General features: G+C 60.1%; 17 protein-coding genes and 1 pseudogene. 9 read left to right on the top strand and 9 right to left on the bottom strand.

Features of this window, described 5'->3' with window-relative positions:
• Positions 1-17: 17 nt before the first annotated feature.
• Positions 18-149, top strand: coding sequence for a hypothetical protein (locus ACZYZE_RS08710; protein WP_463907375.1), 132 nt, complete (start codon positions 18-20; stop codon positions 147-149).
• 234 nt (positions 150-383) lie between these two features.
• Here ACZYZE_RS08710 and ACZYZE_RS08705 read toward each other — a convergent pair whose 3' ends face one another.
• A complete protein-coding gene (locus tag ACZYZE_RS08705; protein ID WP_463907343.1) occupies positions 384-1,232 on the bottom strand; it encodes an esterase/lipase family protein in 849 nt (282 codons plus the stop codon).
• A 637-nt stretch (positions 1,233-1,869) separates the two neighbouring features.
• Between ACZYZE_RS08705 and ACZYZE_RS08700 the strand changes: the two genes are divergently transcribed.
• The gene (locus ACZYZE_RS08700) at positions 1,870-2,445 is read left to right on the top strand and encodes an HNH endonuclease (protein ID WP_463907342.1); all 576 of its coding nucleotides are present in this window, start codon (positions 1,870-1,872) and stop codon (positions 2,443-2,445) included.
• A gap of 109 nt (positions 2,446-2,554) precedes the next feature.
• Here the strand turns inward: ACZYZE_RS08700 and ACZYZE_RS08695 are convergent, their stop codons facing one another.
• Together ACZYZE_RS08695 and ACZYZE_RS08690 are read right to left on the bottom strand one after the other, a co-directional pair.
• Entirely contained in the window at positions 2,555-4,411 is a 1,857-nt protein-coding gene (locus ACZYZE_RS08695; protein ID WP_463907341.1) for a hypothetical protein, read from the bottom strand.
• A gap of 122 nt (positions 4,412-4,533) precedes the next feature.
• Complete coding sequence (locus ACZYZE_RS08690; RefSeq protein ID WP_463907340.1) at positions 4,534-5,145, bottom strand: DUF4230 domain-containing protein; 612 nt, start codon at positions 5,143-5,145, stop codon at positions 4,534-4,536.
• Between the two features lie 237 nt (positions 5,146-5,382).
• Between ACZYZE_RS08690 and ACZYZE_RS08685 the strand changes: the two genes are divergently transcribed.
• The 4 genes from ACZYZE_RS08685 (at position 5,383) to ACZYZE_RS08670 (ending at position 8,781) form a co-directional block, all read left to right on the top strand.
• Positions 5,383-6,057 carry a hypothetical protein gene (locus tag ACZYZE_RS08685; protein WP_463907339.1) on the top strand — a complete coding sequence of 225 codons (675 nt, stop codon included), beginning with the start codon at positions 5,383-5,385 and terminating at the stop codon, positions 6,055-6,057.
• Between the two features lie 1,056 nt (positions 6,058-7,113).
• Complete coding sequence (locus ACZYZE_RS08680) at positions 7,114-7,626, top strand: GntR family transcriptional regulator (protein WP_463907338.1); 513 nt, start codon at positions 7,114-7,116, stop codon at positions 7,624-7,626.
• 22 nt (positions 7,627-7,648) lie between these two features.
• Positions 7,649-7,918 carry a DeoR/GlpR family DNA-binding transcription regulator gene (locus ACZYZE_RS08675; protein WP_463907374.1) on the top strand — a complete coding sequence of 90 codons (270 nt, stop codon included), beginning with the start codon at positions 7,649-7,651 and terminating at the stop codon, positions 7,916-7,918.
• Positions 7,919-8,007: 89 nt separating this feature from the next.
• A complete protein-coding gene (locus tag ACZYZE_RS08670; protein WP_463907337.1) occupies positions 8,008-8,781 on the top strand; it encodes an EcoRII N-terminal effector-binding domain-containing protein in 774 nt (257 codons plus the stop codon).
• A 178-nt stretch (positions 8,782-8,959) separates the two neighbouring features.
• On the opposite strand, the pseudogene ACZYZE_RS08665 reads toward ACZYZE_RS08670, so the two are convergent.
• A pseudogene (locus ACZYZE_RS08665) lies at positions 8,960-9,918 on the bottom strand (IS481 family transposase).
• A 130-nt stretch (positions 9,919-10,048) separates the two neighbouring features.
• Here ACZYZE_RS08665 and ACZYZE_RS08660 point away from each other — a divergent pair.
• The 3 genes from ACZYZE_RS08660 (at position 10,049) to ACZYZE_RS08650 (ending at position 13,282) form a co-directional block, all read left to right on the top strand.
• Entirely contained in the window at positions 10,049-10,543 is a 495-nt protein-coding gene (locus ACZYZE_RS08660; protein ID WP_463907336.1) for a hypothetical protein, read from the top strand.
• A gap of 187 nt (positions 10,544-10,730) precedes the next feature.
• Positions 10,731-11,984, top strand: a complete 1,254-nt coding sequence (dcm, locus tag ACZYZE_RS08655) for a DNA (cytosine-5-)-methyltransferase (RefSeq protein ID WP_463907335.1) — start codon at positions 10,731-10,733, stop codon at positions 11,982-11,984.
• A 2-nt stretch (positions 11,985-11,986) separates the two neighbouring features.
• Positions 11,987-13,282 carry a type II restriction endonuclease gene (locus ACZYZE_RS08650; RefSeq protein ID WP_463907334.1) on the top strand — a complete coding sequence of 432 codons (1,296 nt, stop codon included), beginning with the start codon at positions 11,987-11,989 and terminating at the stop codon, positions 13,280-13,282.
• A gap of 37 nt (positions 13,283-13,319) precedes the next feature.
• Here the strand turns inward: ACZYZE_RS08650 and ACZYZE_RS08645 are convergent, their stop codons facing one another.
• From ACZYZE_RS08645 to ACZYZE_RS08625, 5 genes are all read right to left on the bottom strand, one after another.
• Positions 13,320-14,111 (bottom strand): DUF6339 family protein, encoded by a 792-nt coding sequence (locus ACZYZE_RS08645; protein WP_463907333.1) that lies wholly within the window; start codon positions 14,109-14,111, stop codon positions 13,320-13,322.
• Positions 14,108-14,998, bottom strand: coding sequence for a hypothetical protein (locus tag ACZYZE_RS08640; protein WP_463907332.1), 891 nt, complete (start codon positions 14,996-14,998; stop codon positions 14,108-14,110). Before ACZYZE_RS08640 ends, ACZYZE_RS08645 begins: the two co-directional genes overlap by 4 nt.
• The gene (locus ACZYZE_RS08635; RefSeq protein ID WP_463907331.1) at positions 14,995-16,854 is read right to left on the bottom strand and encodes a hypothetical protein; all 1,860 of its coding nucleotides are present in this window, start codon (positions 16,852-16,854) and stop codon (positions 14,995-14,997) included. Before ACZYZE_RS08635 ends, ACZYZE_RS08640 begins: the two co-directional genes overlap by 4 nt.
• On the bottom strand, positions 16,847-17,740 hold the full coding sequence (locus tag ACZYZE_RS08630) for a PD-(D/E)XK motif protein (protein ID WP_463907330.1): 894 nt from the start codon (positions 17,738-17,740) through the stop codon (positions 16,847-16,849). Before ACZYZE_RS08630 ends, ACZYZE_RS08635 begins: the two co-directional genes overlap by 8 nt.
• 109 nt (positions 17,741-17,849) lie before the next feature.
• Positions 17,850-20,489, bottom strand: coding sequence for a Z1 domain-containing protein (locus ACZYZE_RS08625; RefSeq protein ID WP_463907329.1), 2,640 nt, complete (start codon positions 20,487-20,489; stop codon positions 17,850-17,852).
• Positions 20,490-20,634 lie beyond the last annotated feature (145 nt).

Here is a 20,634-nt window from a genome sequence, read left to right as displayed (position 1 = left end):
ACGGGCCCGGTTCACCTTTGCCGCTTTCCGAGCCGGACCGTCCCGACGTGGTCATCAAGCCGATGTTCGGAAACCTGGGGGCGTCCGTGAAAGGCAACATGTTCGCCGGCCTGTTCGGCCCCACCCTCGGTCAGGCCGAGGAGAAGTAGCCAGGCCCTCCCCCGCCGAATACTGGGAATCGTTCTAGCTGAATAGCGGCGCCGGTCCTACTCGGCCCGTAGGCGACCAGGGTCAGCGGGGCAAAAGGCGGCTCTGCCGAGGACACCCATCGTGGCCACTGGCGGGCCCGGAACTTGGTCCTCGCCAACGCCCGACGGCGGGACCCACTATCTGGTGGGTCCCGCCGTCGTAGTCTCCCGGCTGTTGTCCGGGGCTGAAGTCGCCTAAATGCAGCTGGGCTGGTACGCCGGATCAGCTGGGCCGGAGGCCCGCCCCAGCGCGTGGGCCACGAACTGGTGCACCACGGGGTCGTTCGGCGTCTGGTCATGTTCGAAGACATCGGCCGGGCACTTGTCCTGGATGGTGATGTTGGTGACCTGCCGGGCCGGGCCGTTGAGGAACTGGCTGTTATAAGGAATGACCACTTCGTCGTAGACCGTGGACAGGACGGTGTAGGACGGCCCCGCAACGGTATCGCCGATGGAGTTCAGTTTCTGCATGAATGCCGATCCTGCCTGCTGGTCGGCGCAGGCAGCACAGCCCGCTGCGGTGAAGTCCGGAGGCGGGACGAATCCCGGCGGCGGAACGATCACACCTTTCGTGCCGTGGTTGGAGGGTGCGATGCCCACCAGCTGACGGACATACTTGGCGCCGCCGAGAAAGCCCATGTAGTAGCGGGGCATCATGCCGCCCTGGCTGTGGCCCACCAGATCCACCTTCTTGGCGCCGGTCGCGGAACGCACCTTGTCCACGAACGGGGCAAGTTCCTTCGCCGATTTGGTCACCGGCGCGGTGGCGTAGACGCCGTTCGTCTCGCCGTAGTTGAGGGCGAACACGCAGTACCCGGCGCTCTTGAGATACGGCGAGAGGGTGGACCAGTTCTTGTCCATGCTTTCAAAGGTTCCAGGCACCAGGATGACCGGATACGGATGTTCAGCGCTTGGTTTGCAGGACCAGTCGTTGGCGCCCGGCGGGGAAACGTCAAGGGTGCCCGCCTGGGCGGGAGCCACGGCGAGGGAGCCGGCAAGGACCGCGGCGGCGGCAATGGACAGGGTTCTGGTGAGCAGTGACATAGAAACCTCTTTGTTCGCGTGTCAGCGGGTGGGACCAGCCGCGACTGCCGGTTCGTCTTGCCGGTCGAATCGTTGCCGCGGTCCTAAGAGGCTAGGCAGATCAAGGGCCCATGCGGCGTGAACTGCACGAATGTGCGCTAAATTCGGCCGCTTAGCTCAACCTCGTGTTCCGCGGTCGAAACACCTCATTCACACCATAGCTACTGGTGAGTAGCTATTCTCGCTCGGGCCGCTGGCCCAGTGACGGCCGGGGGCATCTGCACAAACGTTCACTTCCTGCAAAACTGGTTCGGCCGAAAAACTGACTTCCGGGTACTGGACTAAGTCACGACGCCGGGATCCCCTCCCGCGCGAAGGCGTCCTTCGCGATCCGGGACGGAGCGCCGGGGCTGCGGTAGCGGGGCAGAGCCTGCCACAACCAGCCAGGACGTCGGCGAGCACGCCCCGCCGTTTTCGTCGGCTCTTCTGCCGTTGGCCTGCCCAAAACCTCTGTTACGCCCGCGTCGCCACTGCGCATTAGCCGCACTTACGAGGAAGAAGCATGAGGACAGCAGAACTGTGGCCCCGACGGTACGATCTCCCTAGCTGCCGGGCAGCACGGATTCGACCGGGCCGGAGATCGTTGGGGGACGACTGAATGGTGGAACTGAAACGCATCTACTGGAGCCGCCAGGCTCTGCGTGCGGCGTATTCGGCGGTCGTTGTGTGGTTGAGCACCTCCGTTGTCTTGGCGCTCATGCCGAAGACGAACGCGGCGGGCAACCGCAGCGCAGCCACCGTCGCTGAAATTCTTCGCGGCATGGTTGACGGCGTTCTGGCCGCGGCCGCCCTCCCCGGGCTTTTCGTGGTGGTTCTGATGATTGTTGCGGCCGTCATTCGCGCCAGAGACATCAAACGCCGGGACCCGGTCCGGCGTTTCAGTCGCCAGCAGCGCCGGGAGGGCATGGCACGCGCCGGTGGCCAGTGCGAGATGGAGTCCGGACTCCGAAAGCGGTGCCCACAGCCCGCTGAGCACGGTGACCATTTCTACCCGTGGTCCAAGGGCGGATCCACCAGCCTGCAGAACTTTGTCGCCGCCTGCGCCAGGTGCAACCGGACTAAGGGCGCGGGCGTTCCCTCGCCCGGTCATCAGGAAAGAATCGAACGACGACGGCGGGAGTACGTTGCGCCGGCCGGTTCCGTGAGCGTCGGCGCACGGCAGCCGCTCTCATGAGCAGCCCCAGTCGACGCCGCGCGAGTTTCCCGCTAAAGGCTCGCGTGTATCGATCCCAGCCACGTCTGCCGGGTCAAAGTCACGGTCGTTTCTTCGGGTTTAGCAAACCCTATTCGAGTTGCAGTTGAGGCTGGCGTGTACCACGGCCTTGGCTCTCTTCAGCATTTAGTAGGCCCTCTGCAGGATCTTCGATCAGGTCCGGCTCAAGGCCATTGTCGGACAAATACTTCATCGCCCTTTCGATGGTCTCGAGTTTCTTTTTCAGCTCTTTCAGGCCTTGGGCTGACTCGTCGGAGAACTCATCCAGACGTTCGTATTCCCGGCGGAACACACTCTCGTTCGCTGCCAGGATCCCCCACAATGCGTAATCCGGTTCAAGGTTTTGCCGCTGCCGCAATATTGCAGCGGCCAGACGACGCTGTACCACTGCTTCAACGGTTTCGGCTGTGGTATCAGGGCTGGCAAGGCTGAAGGCGATGCCACCGCCGCCCGCCCCAACCAGCGCGCCGGCGGTCAACAGTCCACCGATCATTCCGCCCGGGCCGAATCCGGCCAGGGCGCTTGTGATGATGGCTGCGCCGACCACTCCGGGTGCCGCAGCCAAGGCAAGGCCGCCGGTGGCCACCACGAGCGCAACGGCGCCAGCACCCAATGCCCCCCATTTTTTCCAATTGACCATAAGCGCCCCGCTGAGGACGTCCTGGGCCTTTTTTGCAGCCTCAAAAACGTGAGCACCGTATGGGCTTCCCAATCCCATCTCCGCAGTGAGGTCCTGCATGGCGCCGAGCCATTTATCGCGGTCAACGTTGATTTCAAACGGCCTGATGACATTTTCGGATGCAAGAACCGTGAGCAGGGTTACCGCATCTTCTTTGGACAGATGGCGGCTCGGCAGAGGCTCAGGCACCTTGGCTTCTGGGTCCGATGGGTCGAAGGCCAACCGGGCAACTTGCGACGGCAACGGCCTACCCGCTGCCCTATTCCGTTGGCGGATCTCATTGATGGCAGTCGCCTGCACCTGCCGCAAGGCTCCAGCAAATCTGACTCTTTGCTCGCCGTCAAGCCGTAATTTCAGCAGATAGGCATAGCGCAGGGCAACCAAAGCAGTGAGTTCAGATGCATCCAGTTGGATGTCCAGACCCTTGTCAACGCTGACGATTTCGGTGGATTTCGATCCGAAGAGCGCGAAACCTACGGCTTCGGCGACGGCGTCGTGGGAGAGGTATGCCTCAGCGTCGTGTACGTGGTGGTTGAATCCGGTACCAATGCGGAAGTCAAGCATCCAGTTGTACACCGAAGACAGGCCCCTGTGAGCCGCTACTGGATCCAACACGTTCCAGAAGTTGGCCCACCAGGCCAAGTTGGTGGGAGGCTCCTGCATGCTCTCGCGCAGTTTGTCGACGTCGAACCGGCCGCTGGCGAGTGGACTGCCGATGGTAACCAAGCCAACCACCTCGAGTCCTGTTGGCAATCGCTGAAGGAGGTCCGCGGCGATCACGGACCCCAGGCTATGACCGATAATCACGATCTGGCCGGAATCGGGCAGTTTTTCCAAAATTCGATGCAGAACCTGCGCCCGGATATCTCCGTTTCCGAGGTACTTGCGTACTTGCCCGAAGCCGGGAAGGTTGGCGGACCCGTTGACGACTAATTCAGCGCCGCCCCAGCCATTCCCTTGGTTGTGTCTTCCCAGCCGGAATTCGAGTGCTGCCGTGCGGCGCTCGAAGTCCCGGCGATTCTGGCGGACTTTATCCCTGGCCGGTTGCTTGACGGTTATTCGAGGGAGCGAAGAGGTTTCGTCGCTCCCTCGTAGTGCATGAGCGTAGGTTGGCGCGATTAGGCGTTCCGGGTCTACGGAAGGATATCCCAGGCGGGACAACGCAACGTTGAGGCCGGTCAGCCAAGCGCCGTCCCTGTTTCCGTCACCGACGCCGTGCAGGAAGAGCAGTGTAGGTTCTTGAGACATGCGAGCTCCGATCGAAAATTGAAGTTCAGGATGGTGAAAGGTGCCGCCTTGTCCGCCGCGTCTGGCAGTGCAAGTGATGGCCGTCCGTGGTGGGAAGGACGCGGGCACCCTGTATTTTGGGACTAACCGGCGCCAGCATCCAGGAAGGTGACCTGCATTCCGAAGGAGTTGAAGAGTCCAGTGAGGGTGGAGCGTGCACTTGTGGAAGCACGCTCGCGGAGCTCGGACTTTTCAGCCGCAGCAGCCATTTCGTGCTCAGCTCGGAGGAAAATCGCCGCCTGCTCAGGGGACCCAAAAACGTCAGCGATGCGGTCAAGCACTCCGCGGTCCCTGCGATACACCTGGGAAGCTTCATGGTCGAGGTTGGGTTTTTCCAGTTGGGCCTCAGGTAAACGCAGCGTGGCAGACTTTCCATCGGAGGACACCTTCAGATCGCCCTCGTTGATACCTGACAGATCGACGTGGGCGTCTACCGTACCAACCGCCAAGAACAGTGTTCGCCGCCCGGAAATTTCGTCGGGCATGAATGCGTTGTCGTCACCAGTGTCTACGACCAATTCGAAGGTCCCGATAGCACTCTGCAGCTGCGAAACGTCCTTGATGGACTGCATGATGACTGTCTGGTCAGTGGATTTCCCGCTCCAGGGATACTCATTAAACCCAAGCAGGCTGGCTCCACCGATTGCCCCTAGGACAGCGCAGGCCACCACGGCGACGCCCTTCAATTTTTTCAAATTTCATTCCCCCAGTTATGCGAATCGGCGGAGCCGCGTTCCGTCAGTGAGACTTCATCCAGGAAATATCTCGCCCGGAGAGCTCAGATTAGTGTAAGCGGGCTCACCGTCGGGGTCGGGAGAATTGCCGGAGAAGTTGTCACTTCTTGCTAAGCCGAGCCGGCGTCGAACATCAGTTACTGAAACGGCGCGAAACGCTTGGCGGGGCGTGGCAGGACCGGTGGGACACACCTGGCGGTGTCCACATCCCCGGAAGCGCCGCGCCGGTACCGCGACCAGGACCTGCTCTATTGGATGATGCAGCTTGCACGCTGCGGCCCCGACTACGGGCTGAACGGCCTCACCGTTGGGCAGCTGCCCTCCCCCGCGGCGAGGTTCGTCTGCAACCCGCTGGTCTCCGGCGCCGACGGCGGCCACGACATCCACCTGCGGGACCTCGGCCGCCGCGGCGTCCGGCTGCACGGCCATTTGGAAGCAGCCGACGACGGCGGCCTCGTCTTCAGTGATGACCTTCCGGAACGCCTGGCCCTGGTGGAGGCGGCGTTCTACCAGCGGATGAAGCCGATGTTCGACAGCTATATTGCCGCCACCGGCAAGTCGGCACCGGAGCCGGAGCCGCCGCGCAAGGACGACTGGCTTCCTTCGGAGCCGGCAAGGCTGAACCTCGAAGCCGCCAACGTCACGTCGGTCCTCTGGGCCACGGGCGACCGGCTGGACTTCAGCATCCTGGGCATCCCGGTGCTGGACGAATGGAACTGCCCCCGGCACCACCGCGGCGTCGCCGAACACCCGGGCTTGTACGCCGTCGGGTTGCCGTGGCTGACCGGGCACGGCTCGTCTATCGTGGCGGACGTGGGCCGCGATGCCGAATACATTGCGCAGCACATCGCCGGATACAGTGCCTCCAGGTGAAGGCGACGTTCCAGAAGGGTGGCTACCCCGCGCAAGTCCCTCGAAGTCCACTGGCGCAGCGAGGCCGGCCGAGCTGAACCAGTCCCTGGCCCAGGCCTGGACCGAGGGTATCGCGAGTTGCTCCGCAACAAGCTCCGGCGGCCCGCCGAACACGGACTTCCCCTCCTCCAGGAGGTCCCCGGCGCCGCTGCCGGCGAGGAGCCCGAAGAGCGCAGGCTGGTCGAGGAAGGGAAGCTTCCCGCCGTCGCTGTCGGTCAGCACGCCCCAGCGCGAGGTGAACAGCGAAAACTCCTCTGGAGGTTCCCCGCGGTCCGCCACGAGCGGGCAGGCTTCGCCGTCGATCTGGATCCGCCGGTAGTTGGGCTCCGTTTCGTCGAGGGCCATAAGTTGGACATCGTCCAGCCACGAAAGCCAGACCGCTGTGCACTCTCCCAGCAGCGGATACGGGGCGGCGGCAATGTAGCCGGCCTTGCTCACGTGGGCGGAGTGGCCAACGGCGATGTTGTGCAACTGCCCCCTGACCAGCGGCAGGACCGCGCTGACAGGCTGGTGGCAATTGGCGAATTTGCGCCGCATCACGTCGGCGCTTGAGTTCGAGCCGATGGAGACCACCAGGGAACGGGCTTCCAGCGGTGCCGCGCTGACTTGCGCGAGGGCTTCATCCAGTCCGGCTGAAGCTCAAGGGGCCGGAATTCATCGCCGTCCATGACACCCGAGGCCACGGGCGGGTCCCACGGATACAGCAGCGGATCGAGATGGCCGGTGCCGCCGGCCGCGCTCAGTCCCATGGAGTCAGCCAGGTGAAGCCGTCGGCATCCTGCTGGAGACTAATCAAGGCGGCCCGCTTTCATGGTCGGGTCTTCGATTGTCCCGCACTTTGGGGGAACCGGACCTTCGGCGCTGGCGTCGACCAGCCCAGCTGCTTCGGCGCGAGGCCCATCCTGCGAGTGGGCTTTGTCCAACAAACGCGTCACACTCCGCGGTACTGAGATTCCCCAACAGACGCAAGTGCGGAATAACGTGCACTAGGACGCCGTCCGGTTCCTATCCCAGCCGGTGGAGGCCCAGCCCGGTTCGCCCCTCCGGGTTGCCGTGTATTCCCGGATCGCCGGAGCCGTTCGCAACAACTTGCCGACGCCCGGCTCGATGCTCCCTACTGAAACCGAGCTGGGCGCGGACATGAAGGTCAGCCGCACTGTGGTCCGCGAGGCCCTGATGCTGCTCGAAGAGGACGGTCTCATCCGGGCCCGCCGTGGCGTCGGCCGGTTCGTCGCCGACGCCCTACCCCGTATCGGAATCGAGCGGATCCGCCCCTTCGAGGAAGTCCTTGGCGGCCCCGGACAAGACTTCGAGGTCAAACGCATTCAGCGGCAGTGGCAGCCCACCGCCGAGTTCGTGGCCCCCGGCGTCGGCGTGGAGCCTGGTGACGATTGCTGGCTGTGGGAGTCAGCCCTAATCCGCGACGGCGAAGTCATCGCCCACCTGCAGGAATACATCTCCGCCCTCCCGGTCAGCTTGGGCAGCAGTTCCGCTGCGCCGACGCCGTTAGAGGTGGACGACAGATGCTGATCGTGATCCGGCCGGGGGAGACATCCTGCTCGACGCCGACTCCACCGTAGGTGCCCTGGACCGCGAACTGCGCGGCTTCGAAAAGCTGTCCGTGACGACGCCGGGCATCAACACTATGCAGGAGTTGGCCGATTCGCAGGGCATCGAGGTGGACTGCTTGGGCGGCCGGCTGCGCAGCGTCAGCCAAAGCTTCGTCGGGCCCTTGGCCGAGGCCGCCATGGAGCGGATGAACTTCGATCGCGTCTTCCACGGCGCCGACGCCATCGCCGCGCATGTGATATCAATTTCATGATTGCCTTGCTGCGGCAAGCAGGGATTAGAAGTCCCCGGTACTCGACGACGGGGAACAAGCGCCCACAACGCGTGCACGGTTAGGGATTGATGAGTTCTAAAGCGACTAAAAAATTGACGGCTAACGACATCGGCGATACAGGCGGGCATCAGGCCGGAATAACAATCCCTAGGTCAGGCTCGATGATTGGGTTTTTCCCGAGCCTAAATCCCCATGAATTCAACCCACGCGCAACGCTACGAGCGATCGATTTCCATACAAATGAAATGTTTGAAATGGAGTATATTTACTATAATGGAAGACTACTTGGGCGTAACACGCGCAATGAGTACCGCCTCACCGGGCTCAGTCGGTTCCTGAAGAAACATAGAGCAGTTGTTGGCGACATCCTGCACATCCAGCGGGAAGATGAACTATTTTGGCTATCCATTGACAGGCTAATCACAGACGAAAAGTTGTGGACCCCGACGGTGGAGCCTGCGAATGCAAGTTGGTCTGTTGTGACACAAATTGACCGACCCCATTTGGGTGACTACAACCCCGAAGAGGAAGGCGGTTTTATGCTAGTGCTTTCACGTCGCTACGAACGCAGCCGCCTCAATCGGAAAGTTGCCATAGAAATTCATGGCCGCAAATGCTGCGCATGCGGGTTTTCCTTTGACGAAACCTACGGCCCTTTGTCAGACGGCTTCGTTGAAATTCACCACTTGGTCCCTGTAAGCAAGATGCAAGCTCCCAAGGCTCTCGATCCGAGTGTTGACTTAGTGCCTCTGTGTGCAAATTGCCACCGGATGGTGCACAGAGCGTGGCCACCCCTCTCACCCGAGAAGCTCCGACAAGTAATCTCGACGAAAGGCGCGTAACTGCCCCCTCTGCACCTCCAGCTCAAGCCGCCGGAGCCCGTCCTGGCTCATCCAAGAGGGGGCCCGCCGACCAACTAAAACCACGCATCGCGCTGCTCCGGCTCCCGGCCACTCGTCATGACGTGTCAGCCTTAGGTTGCCGCTACTGATAGAGACCTGCCTGCGGATCCTAGGTGTATTAACCACGGAGGTTAGTGACGCGGCTTGCCGGTGGCTGACCTTTGAGTGAGGTGTGGCCTCGGTGATGATTGTAGTCATGGAGCCAGGCCGGGAAAGCGGCAACGCGCTCGGTCTCTGAGGTGTAGGGGCGGGCGTAGGCCGACTCCTCGAGCATGGTGCGGTTGAAGCGCTCGACCTTGCCGTTGGTCTGGGGCCGGTAGGGCCGTGTTCGTTTGTGTGTGATGTCAGGGCCCAGGGCGTCTTTGAAGGCGTGTGAGCGGTAGCAGGAGCCGTTGTCTGTCAGTACGCGCTTCACGGTGATGCCGGCGGTGTTGAAGGCCTCGTTGGCGCGTTCCCAGAAGCGGCGGCGGTCTCTTTCTTCTCGTCTTCGAGGATCTCGGTGTAGGCGAAGCGGGAGTGGTCGTCCACGGCGTTGTGCAGGTAGGCGTAGCCGGGGCGCCGGTTCGCCGCGGTCCCTGTCTTGTTCCTCTTGCCTGCTGCCCGGTCCATGACGCGGTGCCCGCCGCCGTCGGGGATGCGTCCGAGTTTCTTGATGTCGACGTGGATCATGTCCCCGGGCTTCTCGTGCTCGTAGCGGCGGATCACCCGGCCCGTGGCACGGTCCAGCCAGGAAAGTTTCGCCAGCCCGAACCGGGACAGGACCTTGTGCACGGTGGATGGCTGGAGGCCCAGCAGATACCCGATCCGGGCGGGCCCCCACCGCCGGTTCACGCGCAGGGCGATGATCCGCCGCTCCTGCCGTTGCGGGGTCCGCGAGGGGGAACCAAGAGGGCGGCTGGAGCGGTCCTCCATCCCGTCCTCGCCGTGTTCGCGGTAACGCTCTGCCCAGCGTGCCGCTGTCGGTACGGAGATCTGGAAACGCTCCGCGGCCCGCCGCAGCGGCCACCCGTCGTCAACAACACACCGGGCCAGCTCAAGCCGTCCCCGGGGAGCGAGAAAAGCATTAGGGTGGGACACGAAGATCTCCGTTTGTGGAATTGGACTCTAGACAAGCCCCACTCCACCCGGAGGTCTTCTTTTTGTCACCTATCCACGCCGCGTGTCACTAACGTCCGTGGTTAATACACCTAGGCATCGTCACGGACCGATGCACTCGCGACCAAAAGACTGGGCGGGCTGGGGCACGCACGCGATCGAACTCCAGCAGCAGGACCCAGACTCCTCGCTGGCGCTGGTGACCAAAGCGCTGCAGCTGCGCCGCCTGCTGTGGAAGACGGACGTCTTCGGCCCCAACGACGGCGGCACCTGGCGCGTCGAAGCCGGGAACCTGCTGATCTGCGAACGGAGCGCCGACTTCTTCGTCGCCGTCGCGATGGGCATCGAGCCGGTGCGGCTGCCGTCCGGATCTGTGCTGCTCAGCGCCGCGCCTCTAGCCCAAGACGGCTGGCTCCAGCCGAACAACGCTGTGTGGGTGCTACGGGCTAAGTCTCCTCAGGCAAAGGGCTGTCTACCTTCCCATGCGGGAACGTGGGCAGTCCTTTTGCTCGTCCACCGACTACCGCAGCCGTCGTGCACGGCTCGGGGCCAGGAGCGAGGCTCTGGTTACCTAGTGGACAGCGAAAACCGGAGCCGCGCCAGGTAGACATGACAGTTCGCGCGAAGCACAACTCGGCCGACCTCCGGGCGTACCAATCTTCTCCTCATGACGCGCGCGCAGCGGCTTGTTCTCGAAGCAGAGTCCGCCGAACGGCACTACGCCGGGTTAGAATGTATGTTCTACTGTCGGCGTGGCGCCAAGCTCTGGGTCAGGAACATGACATGCTGTCCGCATGCCGACACATTCTTCACGCGAAGTTCTCGCCCTCTTAGACCTTGCCCTTGATCGATTCACTAAGGCCGAACTGGCTTCCGCTCTGGGAGTAGACAGCCGGACGATCAGTCGCTGGGCGAGTGGAGAGACAACTCCAAAACCTCTGCTTGGATCAGCCCTCCAATCACTTCTCATTCCACGCTCCGCGACCCTTCACGATGAACCGGCTTTCACGTTCATTGATCTATTTGCCGGTATCGGCGGCATCCGGCAGGGTTTCGAGCTCAATGGTGGCGAATGCGTCTTCACCTCCGAGTGGAACAAGTTCTCGGAGAAGACCTATAAAGTGAACTTCGGCGACGGCCACGAGTACATCGGTGACATCATGGGCAAACATGAAGAAGTTCCTCAGCACAACGTTTTATTGGCCGGCTTTCCGTGCCAGCCGTTCTCCATCGCGGGCGTGAGCAAGAAGAATTCGCTTGGACGGCCGCACGGCTTCCAGGACCCGACGCAGGGGACGCTATTCTTCGAAATCAAGGAAATCCTAAAGGCCACGTCGCCTGATGCTTTCGTTCTTGAGAATGTCAAAAACCTCAAGTCGCACGATCGCGGGAACACTTTCAAGGTGATCATGGATGTCCTTCAGGAGCTCGGCTACGAGGTTCATGAGCGCATAATCGATGGCGCTCACTTCACTCCCCAGCACCGCGAACGCATCGTGATCGTTGGGTTCGCCCGGCCTACCAACTTCACGTGGGATGACCTCATTCTCCCGGAGAAGTCGAGTCACACTTTGGGAGAGATCCTTCACCGAACCGACGGTACCGAACCAATTCTCGCACACGACGGAGACAAGTATTTCGATCATGAGAACAAAAAAGTCCTGGATAAGTTCACCCTGACAGAGAACCTCTGGATCTACCTCCAGAACTATGCCAAGAAGCACAAGGCTGCAGGTAACGGGTTCGGCTTCGGCCTCGTCACCGGCGAGAGTCGCACGCGTACGCTATCGGCGCGCTACCACAAAGATGGTTCTGAAATCCTTGTGGAACAGCCAGGAAAGCGCCCGCGGCGACTGACCCCACGCGAGTGCGCGCGCCTGATGGGTTACGACGACGGTTTTGTTATTCCGGTGAGCGACACCCAGGCGTACCGCCAGTTCGGCAACTCGGTCGTCATGCCAGTGTTCAAAGAGGTTGCTCGGATCATTAAGCCGCACGTCTTGTCTGTTATTCAACAACGTGCGCTCGAGGCGAAGGAAGTTGCCTGAGTATGCTTCACATTGGTGACTACTTTCGGGGTTTCGCCAGCAAGAGACTTGCCGCCGTTGATGTCAATAAGATGATGTCCAACCAGCACGAATTCAATGGGGCCGCCGAATTCAGGGCATTACTAGGCACTCCCGCAGTCAAGACCCACTACAAGGCTTTCTTTGCCTACTTGACTGATGAGCAAGATATTCCAGAGTTGTTCGAGTCGAAACTGACCTGGTACGACACGCGCGGAAATAAACCCAAGCGGAGCCCTGAATACCGGCTTTACTACCCAGCCGCGGCAGAGCCTGTGGTGCGTGCCGCCGCCCCTGGTGACACCATGTTCCTAGCCCGTAAGATCGACGGGTCGCTGCTTCTCGTCATGGCCAAGCAAGGCTCTACGGTTCTCCGCCAACTTGAGTGGATATTCAACTCTCGCCCGGAGGAGGAAGGTGCGCTATTCGTCGCAAACGATATGCGGGCTCAACCTGGTCGCAACGAAATGGCCAGCGAGGCGTTGTTGGAGATGCTGGGGATTGAGATCGACAGCAGTGACGACAACCTGCTCGACGAAGTTGCACGGACCTTCCCCGGCGAGGCATGGCCGTCAACGCCCATATTTGCAGCATTCGCTCGAAAACTTGTCCCGGATGTTGATCCCTTAAGTGAACCGGACGAAACTCTTTTGCGATGGGTCGGCATGGAACACAAGCTGTTCAGGACGCTGGAAAAGCACCGGATCTCGACCCAGATCGCTGATGGCTTCACGGATGCGAACGGACTCGTGGATGTTGATGCCTTCTTGAAACTATCCCTGTCCGTGCATAACCGCCGCAAGTCACGAGCGGGTCTTTCGCTTGAGCAACACATTGAAGCGCTATTCGATGTGCACGGAATTCGGTACGTCAAAAAGGCCAAGACCGAAGGCAAGAAGGAGCCGGACTTTCTGTTCCCGTCCAAGGCATCCTACGACGACGGTGAGTTTCCCGACGCCTTTCTGACGATGCTCGGTTCCAAAACCACGCTCAAGGATCGCTGGCGCCAGGTTCTCAATGAAGCAGACAGGATCCCGAATAAGCATCTACTGACACTCCAACCTGGAATTTCGGAGGACCAGACCGCTGAAATGAGAGCAGAAAATCTGCAGCTTGTCATTCCTGCCGAGCTGCAGATGGAGGGATTCTCCGCCACACAGCGATCCTGGCTAATGAGTATCGCGGACTTCATTCAGGCGGTGCGAGTCAAAGAACACCATTCCGGCCTTGTATCTCCGTCCTGGGCGTTCACCAGCCCCACTTTACCGATAAGTTACTGAAGCCGGGCTCGCTCCCGAGATCAGAACTTAAGCCATGTCAGACCGCATCTTCACTTGGTGTGCCCTGACTTTTGCCGACTCGGCTAGTCGCTTCTGCCACGATCTCGTCCAAATATGTGGCGAGAACGCTGTTGTGCATTGCGTCCATGGCGATGTGAGATCGCTCAGCACGTATCAGCTTGATCACGTCGCGTAGCACTTCTGCGCGGTTGCCCTTAAACCCCTTCGTTTCGAGCCTCCACAGGACTTGCTTCAACTGTTGCGCGAGCCTTCCGCTTTTTGCGATCGTTGGACGCTCCATGATTTGGACGGACTCATCTTCATTCAGGGGCGTGCAGCCTGGCGGAACCCATGTCAGATCGGGCCCCAGCACATGAGCTCTCCACCAGAGCCTGCGCAATGTGTTGCGAGGCTTGCCGAGGAGGCGATCCTCATGTCGGGACGGGAACCGCCAAGGCGCAAGCTCGGGAACTAGCACTAGCGTGACGAATGACCACACGCCCTCCTCTGCAGCATCCGCCGGAACAATCCCCATGTTACGGCGAAGAATTGTGCCGCACACGCGGTCAAATTCGCCCTGTCGAGAAGTCGCGAGCGGTTTCGGGAAACCAAACTCATGGCACAGTTCGCGCAGCGTGAACTGGAGGCCGAGAAGGTGATCTTCAGATACAGGGAGGCCACCGGTTGGCGAACACGCAGCATCCGAATGATGGCTGGATCCAAGGGCACGAAGCGACTCCAATGAGAGTCCGCCATGTTCTTCGATGAGCAGCGCGGCGCGGTGAGCGTCGAGCCTGGGATAGAGAAAGACGCAATCATTGGCACTCATTTGAACAGTCCTCGGTTCTGTTGAATTCGGGCCTCGAAGGCTCCCGTATCATTCTCGAGTTCATGGGCCAGATGATCTACTGGGACGTCTGGCCACAGGAGACTCAGGCTCGCCCGGAGCCCGCCGGCCACGCTGAGATCATCAAAATCTGCCTCACTGTCCAGGACTTCAGGCATGCTGAGTCCCGCCGTCGCTATTCTCCTCGAAACGTCGACGTCGATCAGTCTCTGGAGCTGAGCGGTCGACGAATCCTTTGCGCCGCTGAGGAGCTTCTGGATTTCGGGGCGACCCGAGTTCAACACGACTTTGATGTTGGAAAGGAAGAGTGCGTGGGGGTCGGTTGTGTCGATCTCGATCACCCAACCCGCGTGGTTCAGTTTCGGCTTGGTGACATTAAAGTCTTCGGCGTATGTAGGGAATTGCGCGCCGATGCCTTGCAGATACGTCTTCTGCTCCGCTGCCCAAAGGATCGACCCTTGTTTCGAGGGTGCTACTCCGTCCAATGGGTCCGGAACGGTCACGACCACCTGCGTGTCGACAGTAAGCCGCCGGGCGAAATGTTGTCCTGGAACTTCGACGGTAACAGCGCGCGTGTCGTTCCAACCCCGTGGAATATCGACAAGCGCGAGCACGCTCTCCGTGCTCGTAGCGTCAGAGGAAGCCACAACCAAGACGCCAAGTCTCGCGCCGGGTCCGAGGTGACACTCGGACAGAATCTGTGGTTCGTTGATGGAAATGAACGCGGACAAGACAAGCCGAGTCTGGTAATCCCAGTGCTCGAGCTCTTCGGGTAATGCGACGTTTTCATCGCCCAGTTGTTGGTACCAGCCATCGAAAGTCACGTTCTCGGTAGCCGGAACCAGAAATGGGGGCACTTTGACTTTCAATTGTCTTCTCCTTGCGCCAGCTTCGCATCGATGTCCCAGAGCACGCTCAACCGCCCTGAGTTCGCTGCTTCAAGGACTATGCGCTGTTTGTGCTCACCGACAACCGTGACATCGGTGTTGATTCCATTGACGATGAAATCAACACCGTCGATACTGAAGTGGCGAAGGTGCAGCGACTGATCGAGTGAGGCATCCAAGCTACGCCCATCGAGGGCGATGCCCACTCTGACACTTACCTGCGTGCGACTATGGCCTCTTGCCGGCGTCACGTCGAAAATAGCTCTCGAAACGTGAAAATCGTCCACAATTTCGACGCCGGATCCGATGAACGAGAGAGTCGGACGAGCAGCAGCCGGAGTAACTGGAGGGGCTGGACGAAGTTGCCGTCCCTTGCCCTGCCCCGATTTCCCAAGCACCAAATGCCCGAGCGCGTCCGCCACTCCCGCGGTGCTCACGGCGCCCTTGGACGGCGGCGGGGCAATGGTGCCCCACCGTTCGGTGACGGCTCTCTGGATGTCCCGTAAAACCTTTCGCAGAATGTTCTTCTCGATCCTGTCGTCGACGGTGTCCGGATTCCAGGCGTCATGTGTGGGCGGCTCCGCCCGGGCAAAGATCCCATCGAATTCGTCAGCCGCGCGGAAGACGCCAACCCACTCGATAGCGGGGTCGGGCGCCGCTGGGCCAGGCAAATAGTCGATGACGAGCTCAGGCCCACGGAGCAAAGCGACATGATGTGCGGCAGAATTCGTAAACGGGGACGCTGGCGGTGGCGAATCGTCGTCTTCAGGGTTGTGCCCATCATCGACGGAGGCTCGCTGCTCGCGCGCAAAAGGAACAGTACCCAGATGACCGAGGAGCATTTTGGTGGGTGTGCTGCGTCCAATAGCCCGCTTCTGGAAAGTGATCGATACTTCTTCCCCCATGACTAGCTCTTGATACGCCTCGACGTACTTGGCGAGCGGAGGGCGACTGGTGAACGCAGGGATAGGGACTTCAGCGCCGTCGTGGCGAACCGAGCACTGGATGGGCACAATGCCATCCGAACGAGGGACCAGTTTGGGCCACAGATGCCATAGTATCGATTCGCTTAGGAACGTCACCGCTTGGTGTGGAGTCCGTTGCCCAAGCTCTGGAGCAATGATCATGACATTTGTCCCCAGCTCGCCATCAGCAAATGGCGGCATGCCGAGCCTTGCGGCCAACTCCTCGGCTGCAGCCCCCTCGATCGGTAGGGGCGCGCCGCCCCCGTTGACCCCCCACCAATGCCGGCCTGTAAAGTTCTTACCCTGCGACGCGAACCGCTCGCCAATAGCAGCAGCGATAAGCCGGGAAATAGTCCGCCCGTTGTGCTGCGTGCGGCTGTGGATGATGACGGAATTGGCTTGGGAGACGACGTAGGCGATAGTTTTGCCGAATCCGTAGGTTCCGCCCGTGTTGCCTTCAGTCTTGGACTTTCCAGCATTGAGAACGAAGTTCGCCCAATTCTGTTTTCCGTCGATCGAAACCTCGTCGGCGGTCGCCGGCCCGTCAAGACCGCGCGTGCCACGGTCAGAGACCGTCAGCACGTGCAGGTCCCGGTCCTGGAGGACTTGATCCAGCCGAGTGCCGTGAACGATGTTTGCGCTCTTGAATATCTCCGTCCGCAACACCTGCCTCAGACCGTCTTCTGCTTTGCGAAGTTCGAGTTCGAAACGAACAGATCGTGCACCCTCTGTGCGGGCATCCCAGCTGTTTTGCGCCGTTTCACGGACAAGCACCGTGAGAGGGTCCAAGGAAGGACGCCCCAGAAGCTTGTAGAAGCCCTCGGCCGACAGCCCGCCGCTTGCAGGAAGGCGTTCAGGAATCCAATCAAGCATCGGTCGCTCCTCCTGCTACGGCCTCATAGACCGCGTCAAGCTGGCCCTGTGTCAGGGCCCCTCCCACGTTCCCAGCCAAGTCGATGATGTAGCTGATCTGTTCCACGCCAGGCGGCACATGTCCACCAGCGAAGGAGCCTGGCACAATCTTGGGGAACGAACTGTCAACCACGTCGAATGTGTGTTCCTGATAGATGCTGAGAGTGTAAGCCCCATAGACGTCGTCGAAGCCCGATCGGTATCCAGATCGCAGAAGCAGCAGTTCGAACTGATGCGGGTCAACGCCCAGAGCCTTGATCCGTCGAACGGCCTTGGGCAGGGAATCCCCATCAGGCGCAATCTGAAGCTTGAACAGACTCAGGTGGAGAGAGCTGCCGGCCGGTGCATTCAGTTGTTCGACGCTGCTGATGCTGGTCCGTTGTCCTTCTCGAGCGAGCGTCGCCTTGACCTCCAGCGCATGACCGGCAGATCTGAAGTCATGCTGTGACTTCGCGGGGCCGGCCCAGACTGCCAGCCTCCTCGCTTGGTCACGTGACAATATGCGCTCCAAGGTCAGGAGTTCAGCAAAGAGCCCTGCGACTTGGGGAAGCGACAACAAACCAGACGTTTTCGACTCCGCGAAGAGGTCTCTCCAGTGGTCAACATGCTCAATCAGAAGGCCAGCACAGGGCCCGCTCGCTGGTAGACGCTGGACCAAGTCCCGAACGAAAATGATGAAGACATCGTTGAGGTCCGGGTCGGCGCAAATGACGCAGGCGTACGGTGTGCCCTTAACCAAAGTCCGAGTTAGCCGGATCGCCCTGCCGCCTGGCTGATCTGCGAATGCCTCGTCGCCGAGCAAGGGGACAAGTACAGCAAACTGGCCGTTTGGGTTTGCCGCGGCCATTAGCATCCCAGCCTCAATTCCGTAACCGAGGCTATGCATATGAAGTTCTGATGTGCCTTGAACCGCCAAGGACCTAACAACGTTCCAGATGGATTCGAACGAATACTGACTAGCCGCCAAGAGACACCTGATTCAGCGTTTTCTCGTTGTCCACGTAGCCATCATCATCCGTCGACGAGGTAATACCGCTCGTGTCCAGCGTTCCCAAATCCACTTGCATCATGTCTCGGGGTTCGGAGCCGGGAGCAGCGAGGGGCAAGGACAACGCAAGGCCCACAAGCGGGCCAACAGCGTCCAATACGACGCGCTGCTCGCCCTTCTTGCCCGCAGCTCGTTCTGGGTTACCCGGCTTCGAGTTGGGTGCGATGGGGTAGATCAGGAGAAGCGGCGTGTCGGACTCATTACGGGCTTTGATAACGGCGGCGGTGGACGTCGGATGCCCGTCAAGGTCCACAGTGAAGTCTGGCGTGGATGTGATGGCTTTCAGATAGCCGGAATCACCCCAATCCTCGGCGTCTCCGATGACAACTCGTGAACGGCCGATTGCGTGGAACGGACGGTCAAGTCCCAAACTTACGTCTTCATAATCTTCATGTTTGGAATCACGGGAGATCACCGCGACGTTCCAGGAAGCCAGTTTGCCGAACGAGAGCTGCCGGCGGACGTAATCCGTGAGCAACTTCCCACCCATCTCTGAAGAAGGATGGAACGAATACTTGTCCAAGAACTCAAGGACGTCTCCGGACTGGACCCCGGTAATCAGAAGCGGGCCAGGCTTGTCAGCGCCGCCCTTGGAGATGGTCCCCGAGTGGCCGGAGATTAGCCTCGTGGCAGCTGTCAAGTTGTCGACAACGCTGGTCTCGTTTCGGTGCTCGAACATGATGGTCTGTGGGCGGGCCGCGCTAAAAGAGGCGGCTACGGGCACTGCATACTGCATCTTCAGCTTTGATGTGATCTGCATCTTGGGGTGCAGCAGAAGTCGAACAGCCAGTTCGTTGGGCGTTAGGCCATCAACTGCGTACCTCGCGATGTCATCTCGGATTGAAGATTCGATCTCTGACAGGAATCGGAAATCTTTGGCCAGCGATGCCGTCGTCCACACGCGGGGAAGGTCTGCATAGCCGGTTCGATAGCCGAACCAGCGTCCCATCTGAAGGGCCGAGTCGTACATGGTTGAACCACGGAGAAAGAACGACGAAATAAGGCCTTCCAAAGTAAGTCCGCGGGACAGTGTGTTTCCGCCAACCGCGATGACAGTGGCTGGCTCGTCGGTGTAGATGAGCCGTTCCTCAGCGATACTGTTGTCCGCCAAGACCTGAAGTTTGCCGAGGACATCGCTTACAGCAGAGGACATCTCGTCGAAGCTGATCGGCCGGAGTTCGTGCCGCTCGGCAGGCTCGGCCAGCGTTTCGAATTCCCACTGCTCGCGCCAAGGATTCACTGCGCCGGTGGACCATTCCGCGGAAAGTGTTCTGATGTACTTCTTGATAACCGGGACGAAATCCAGCTGCGGCTGAACACGCATGGTTGTGTGGACGAGCATGCTGGAGTGATCAGCGTGGCCGACTCGGAATCGCCGGGCAGCCGTTGCCATGATGAACCACCTGATGGCGTCTCCCAGAGCCGGTGAGACTTTCGCTACGGGAAGTTTCCTCGCGGTAACGACATACCCCTTGGCTTCTGCCTCGGGCACGAAGCGGATCATGTCGTGGCCCTGGGTCTCAGGCGACTCCTCGTCTTCCGAGACGGGCGTCCCGAAGAGTTCTTCGGCCCCGAAGTAGTCCTTCGGCTTGGGGAGGGGATATATGAAGTCGCGCGGATAGATCCCGTCAGGATCCTTGGGGTTCGCCAGCACGTTGGCAAACGGAGTCGCGGTATATCCCAAATAGCTGACCTTGGGGAAATTAAGCAGCTCCTTGAGTTTGGCATGAATTGCCGAGGAATCCAGTTCCGATCCAGGTTTGGTTGTGTTGGCAGTGTTGACACTTGCTTGGTCTGCTTCGTCGTCAATTATGAGGATTGGGCACTTGTTGAGCGCCCCATGCTTCTGGGCCGTCTCCAGCCAGTTCACAAGGTTGGTCAGACGAGAAACATTCTTCTTGACCACAGCAAGGAGCTTAAGCTCGCTGCCCGCGACGAGCGGAAGGGCCATCACAGGGTTGCCGAAGTCAGCGTCTTCAGTAGTCAGACCGACCCAATTGATGGGATTGACGTCGACGATTTGCTGCTCCAAGCGGAGCTGGGTCTGTCGTCGGAGGGAGTTGTGCACACCGGAGAGGACGATGAAGAGGCGATAGCCGGCATCGGCGGCCTTCGCTATCGTTGCGGTGAAGTTCGCTGTTTTACCGGACTGAACGTAGCCGAGAACAAGGCCCCGTGTAGCGAATTGCGAGATGGACGGATTGCCCAGCCGCGCCACAACAGCTGTCGAAGTCTCGTCCAAGGACGGTACCGCTTCTTTCCACATTGGTTTCTGGAGCAATTCGTCACGGAGCTTGGGCCAGAACTGGTCGCTTTCTTGCGGCCCGAAGTACCAGGGGTCTTTGTTCATGGGCGCCAGTACTTCATCGTCTTTTGTCCGGAGTACATCCTCCAAGATATTCCGGTAGCGGGTCTCAACGGCATTGAGGAGCTCGGAATCTAGCCCCAGCATCTTCAGAGTGTCCTTCGCTTCCTGGACCGAGCGACCTTGGCCGATGATCATCGTTAGCTGCGTCAAACACGCTTCATGCCGGTCGGTCCACACCATTGTTAAGTCCCCATCTTTGGTCCTGCGTACGTATGCAGCTCTCATTCTGGGAGGAGCCACCGACAATATACAAAACGACTCGCTGTGGCGTGTCCTTTGCCCTTGGGAGTTCGCTTCCACGGACGCGCAAGCACGGCCTTCTGAT

The organism is Pseudarthrobacter woesei (assembly GCF_055412745.1).
Note: the sequence above shows the minus strand (reverse complement) of the source record. Positions and strands in the feature narration are given on the sequence as shown.

Coding starts and splice junctions, on each gene's coding strand:
- ACZYZE_RS08645 (WP_463907333.1), bottom strand. CDS start 14,111: ATGAGTGCCAATGATTGCGTCTTTCTCTATCCCAGGCTCGACGCTCAC.
- ACZYZE_RS08650 (WP_463907334.1), top strand. CDS start 11,987: ATGCTTCACATTGGTGACTACTTTCGGGGTTTCGCCAGCAAGAGACTT.
- ACZYZE_RS08695 (WP_463907341.1), bottom strand. CDS start 4,411: ATGTCTCAAGAACCTACACTGCTCTTCCTGCACGGCGTCGGTGACGGA.
- ACZYZE_RS08670 (WP_463907337.1), top strand. CDS start 8,008: ATGAGTTCTAAAGCGACTAAAAAATTGACGGCTAACGACATCGGCGAT.
- ACZYZE_RS08625 (WP_463907329.1), bottom strand. CDS start 20,489: ATGGTGTGGACCGACCGGCATGAAGCGTGTTTGACGCAGCTAACGATG.
- ACZYZE_RS08635 (WP_463907331.1), bottom strand. CDS start 16,854: ATGCTTGATTGGATTCCTGAACGCCTTCCTGCAAGCGGCGGGCTGTCG.
- ACZYZE_RS08630 (WP_463907330.1), bottom strand. CDS start 17,740: ATGGCCGCGGCAAACCCAAACGGCCAGTTTGCTGTACTTGTCCCCTTG.
- dcm (WP_463907335.1), top strand. CDS start 10,731: ATGCCGACACATTCTTCACGCGAAGTTCTCGCCCTCTTAGACCTTGCC.
- ACZYZE_RS08705 (WP_463907343.1), bottom strand. CDS start 1,232: ATGTCACTGCTCACCAGAACCCTGTCCATTGCCGCCGCCGCGGTCCTT.
- ACZYZE_RS08660 (WP_463907336.1), top strand. CDS start 10,049: ATGCACTCGCGACCAAAAGACTGGGCGGGCTGGGGCACGCACGCGATC.
- ACZYZE_RS08700 (WP_463907342.1), top strand. CDS start 1,870: ATGGTGGAACTGAAACGCATCTACTGGAGCCGCCAGGCTCTGCGTGCG.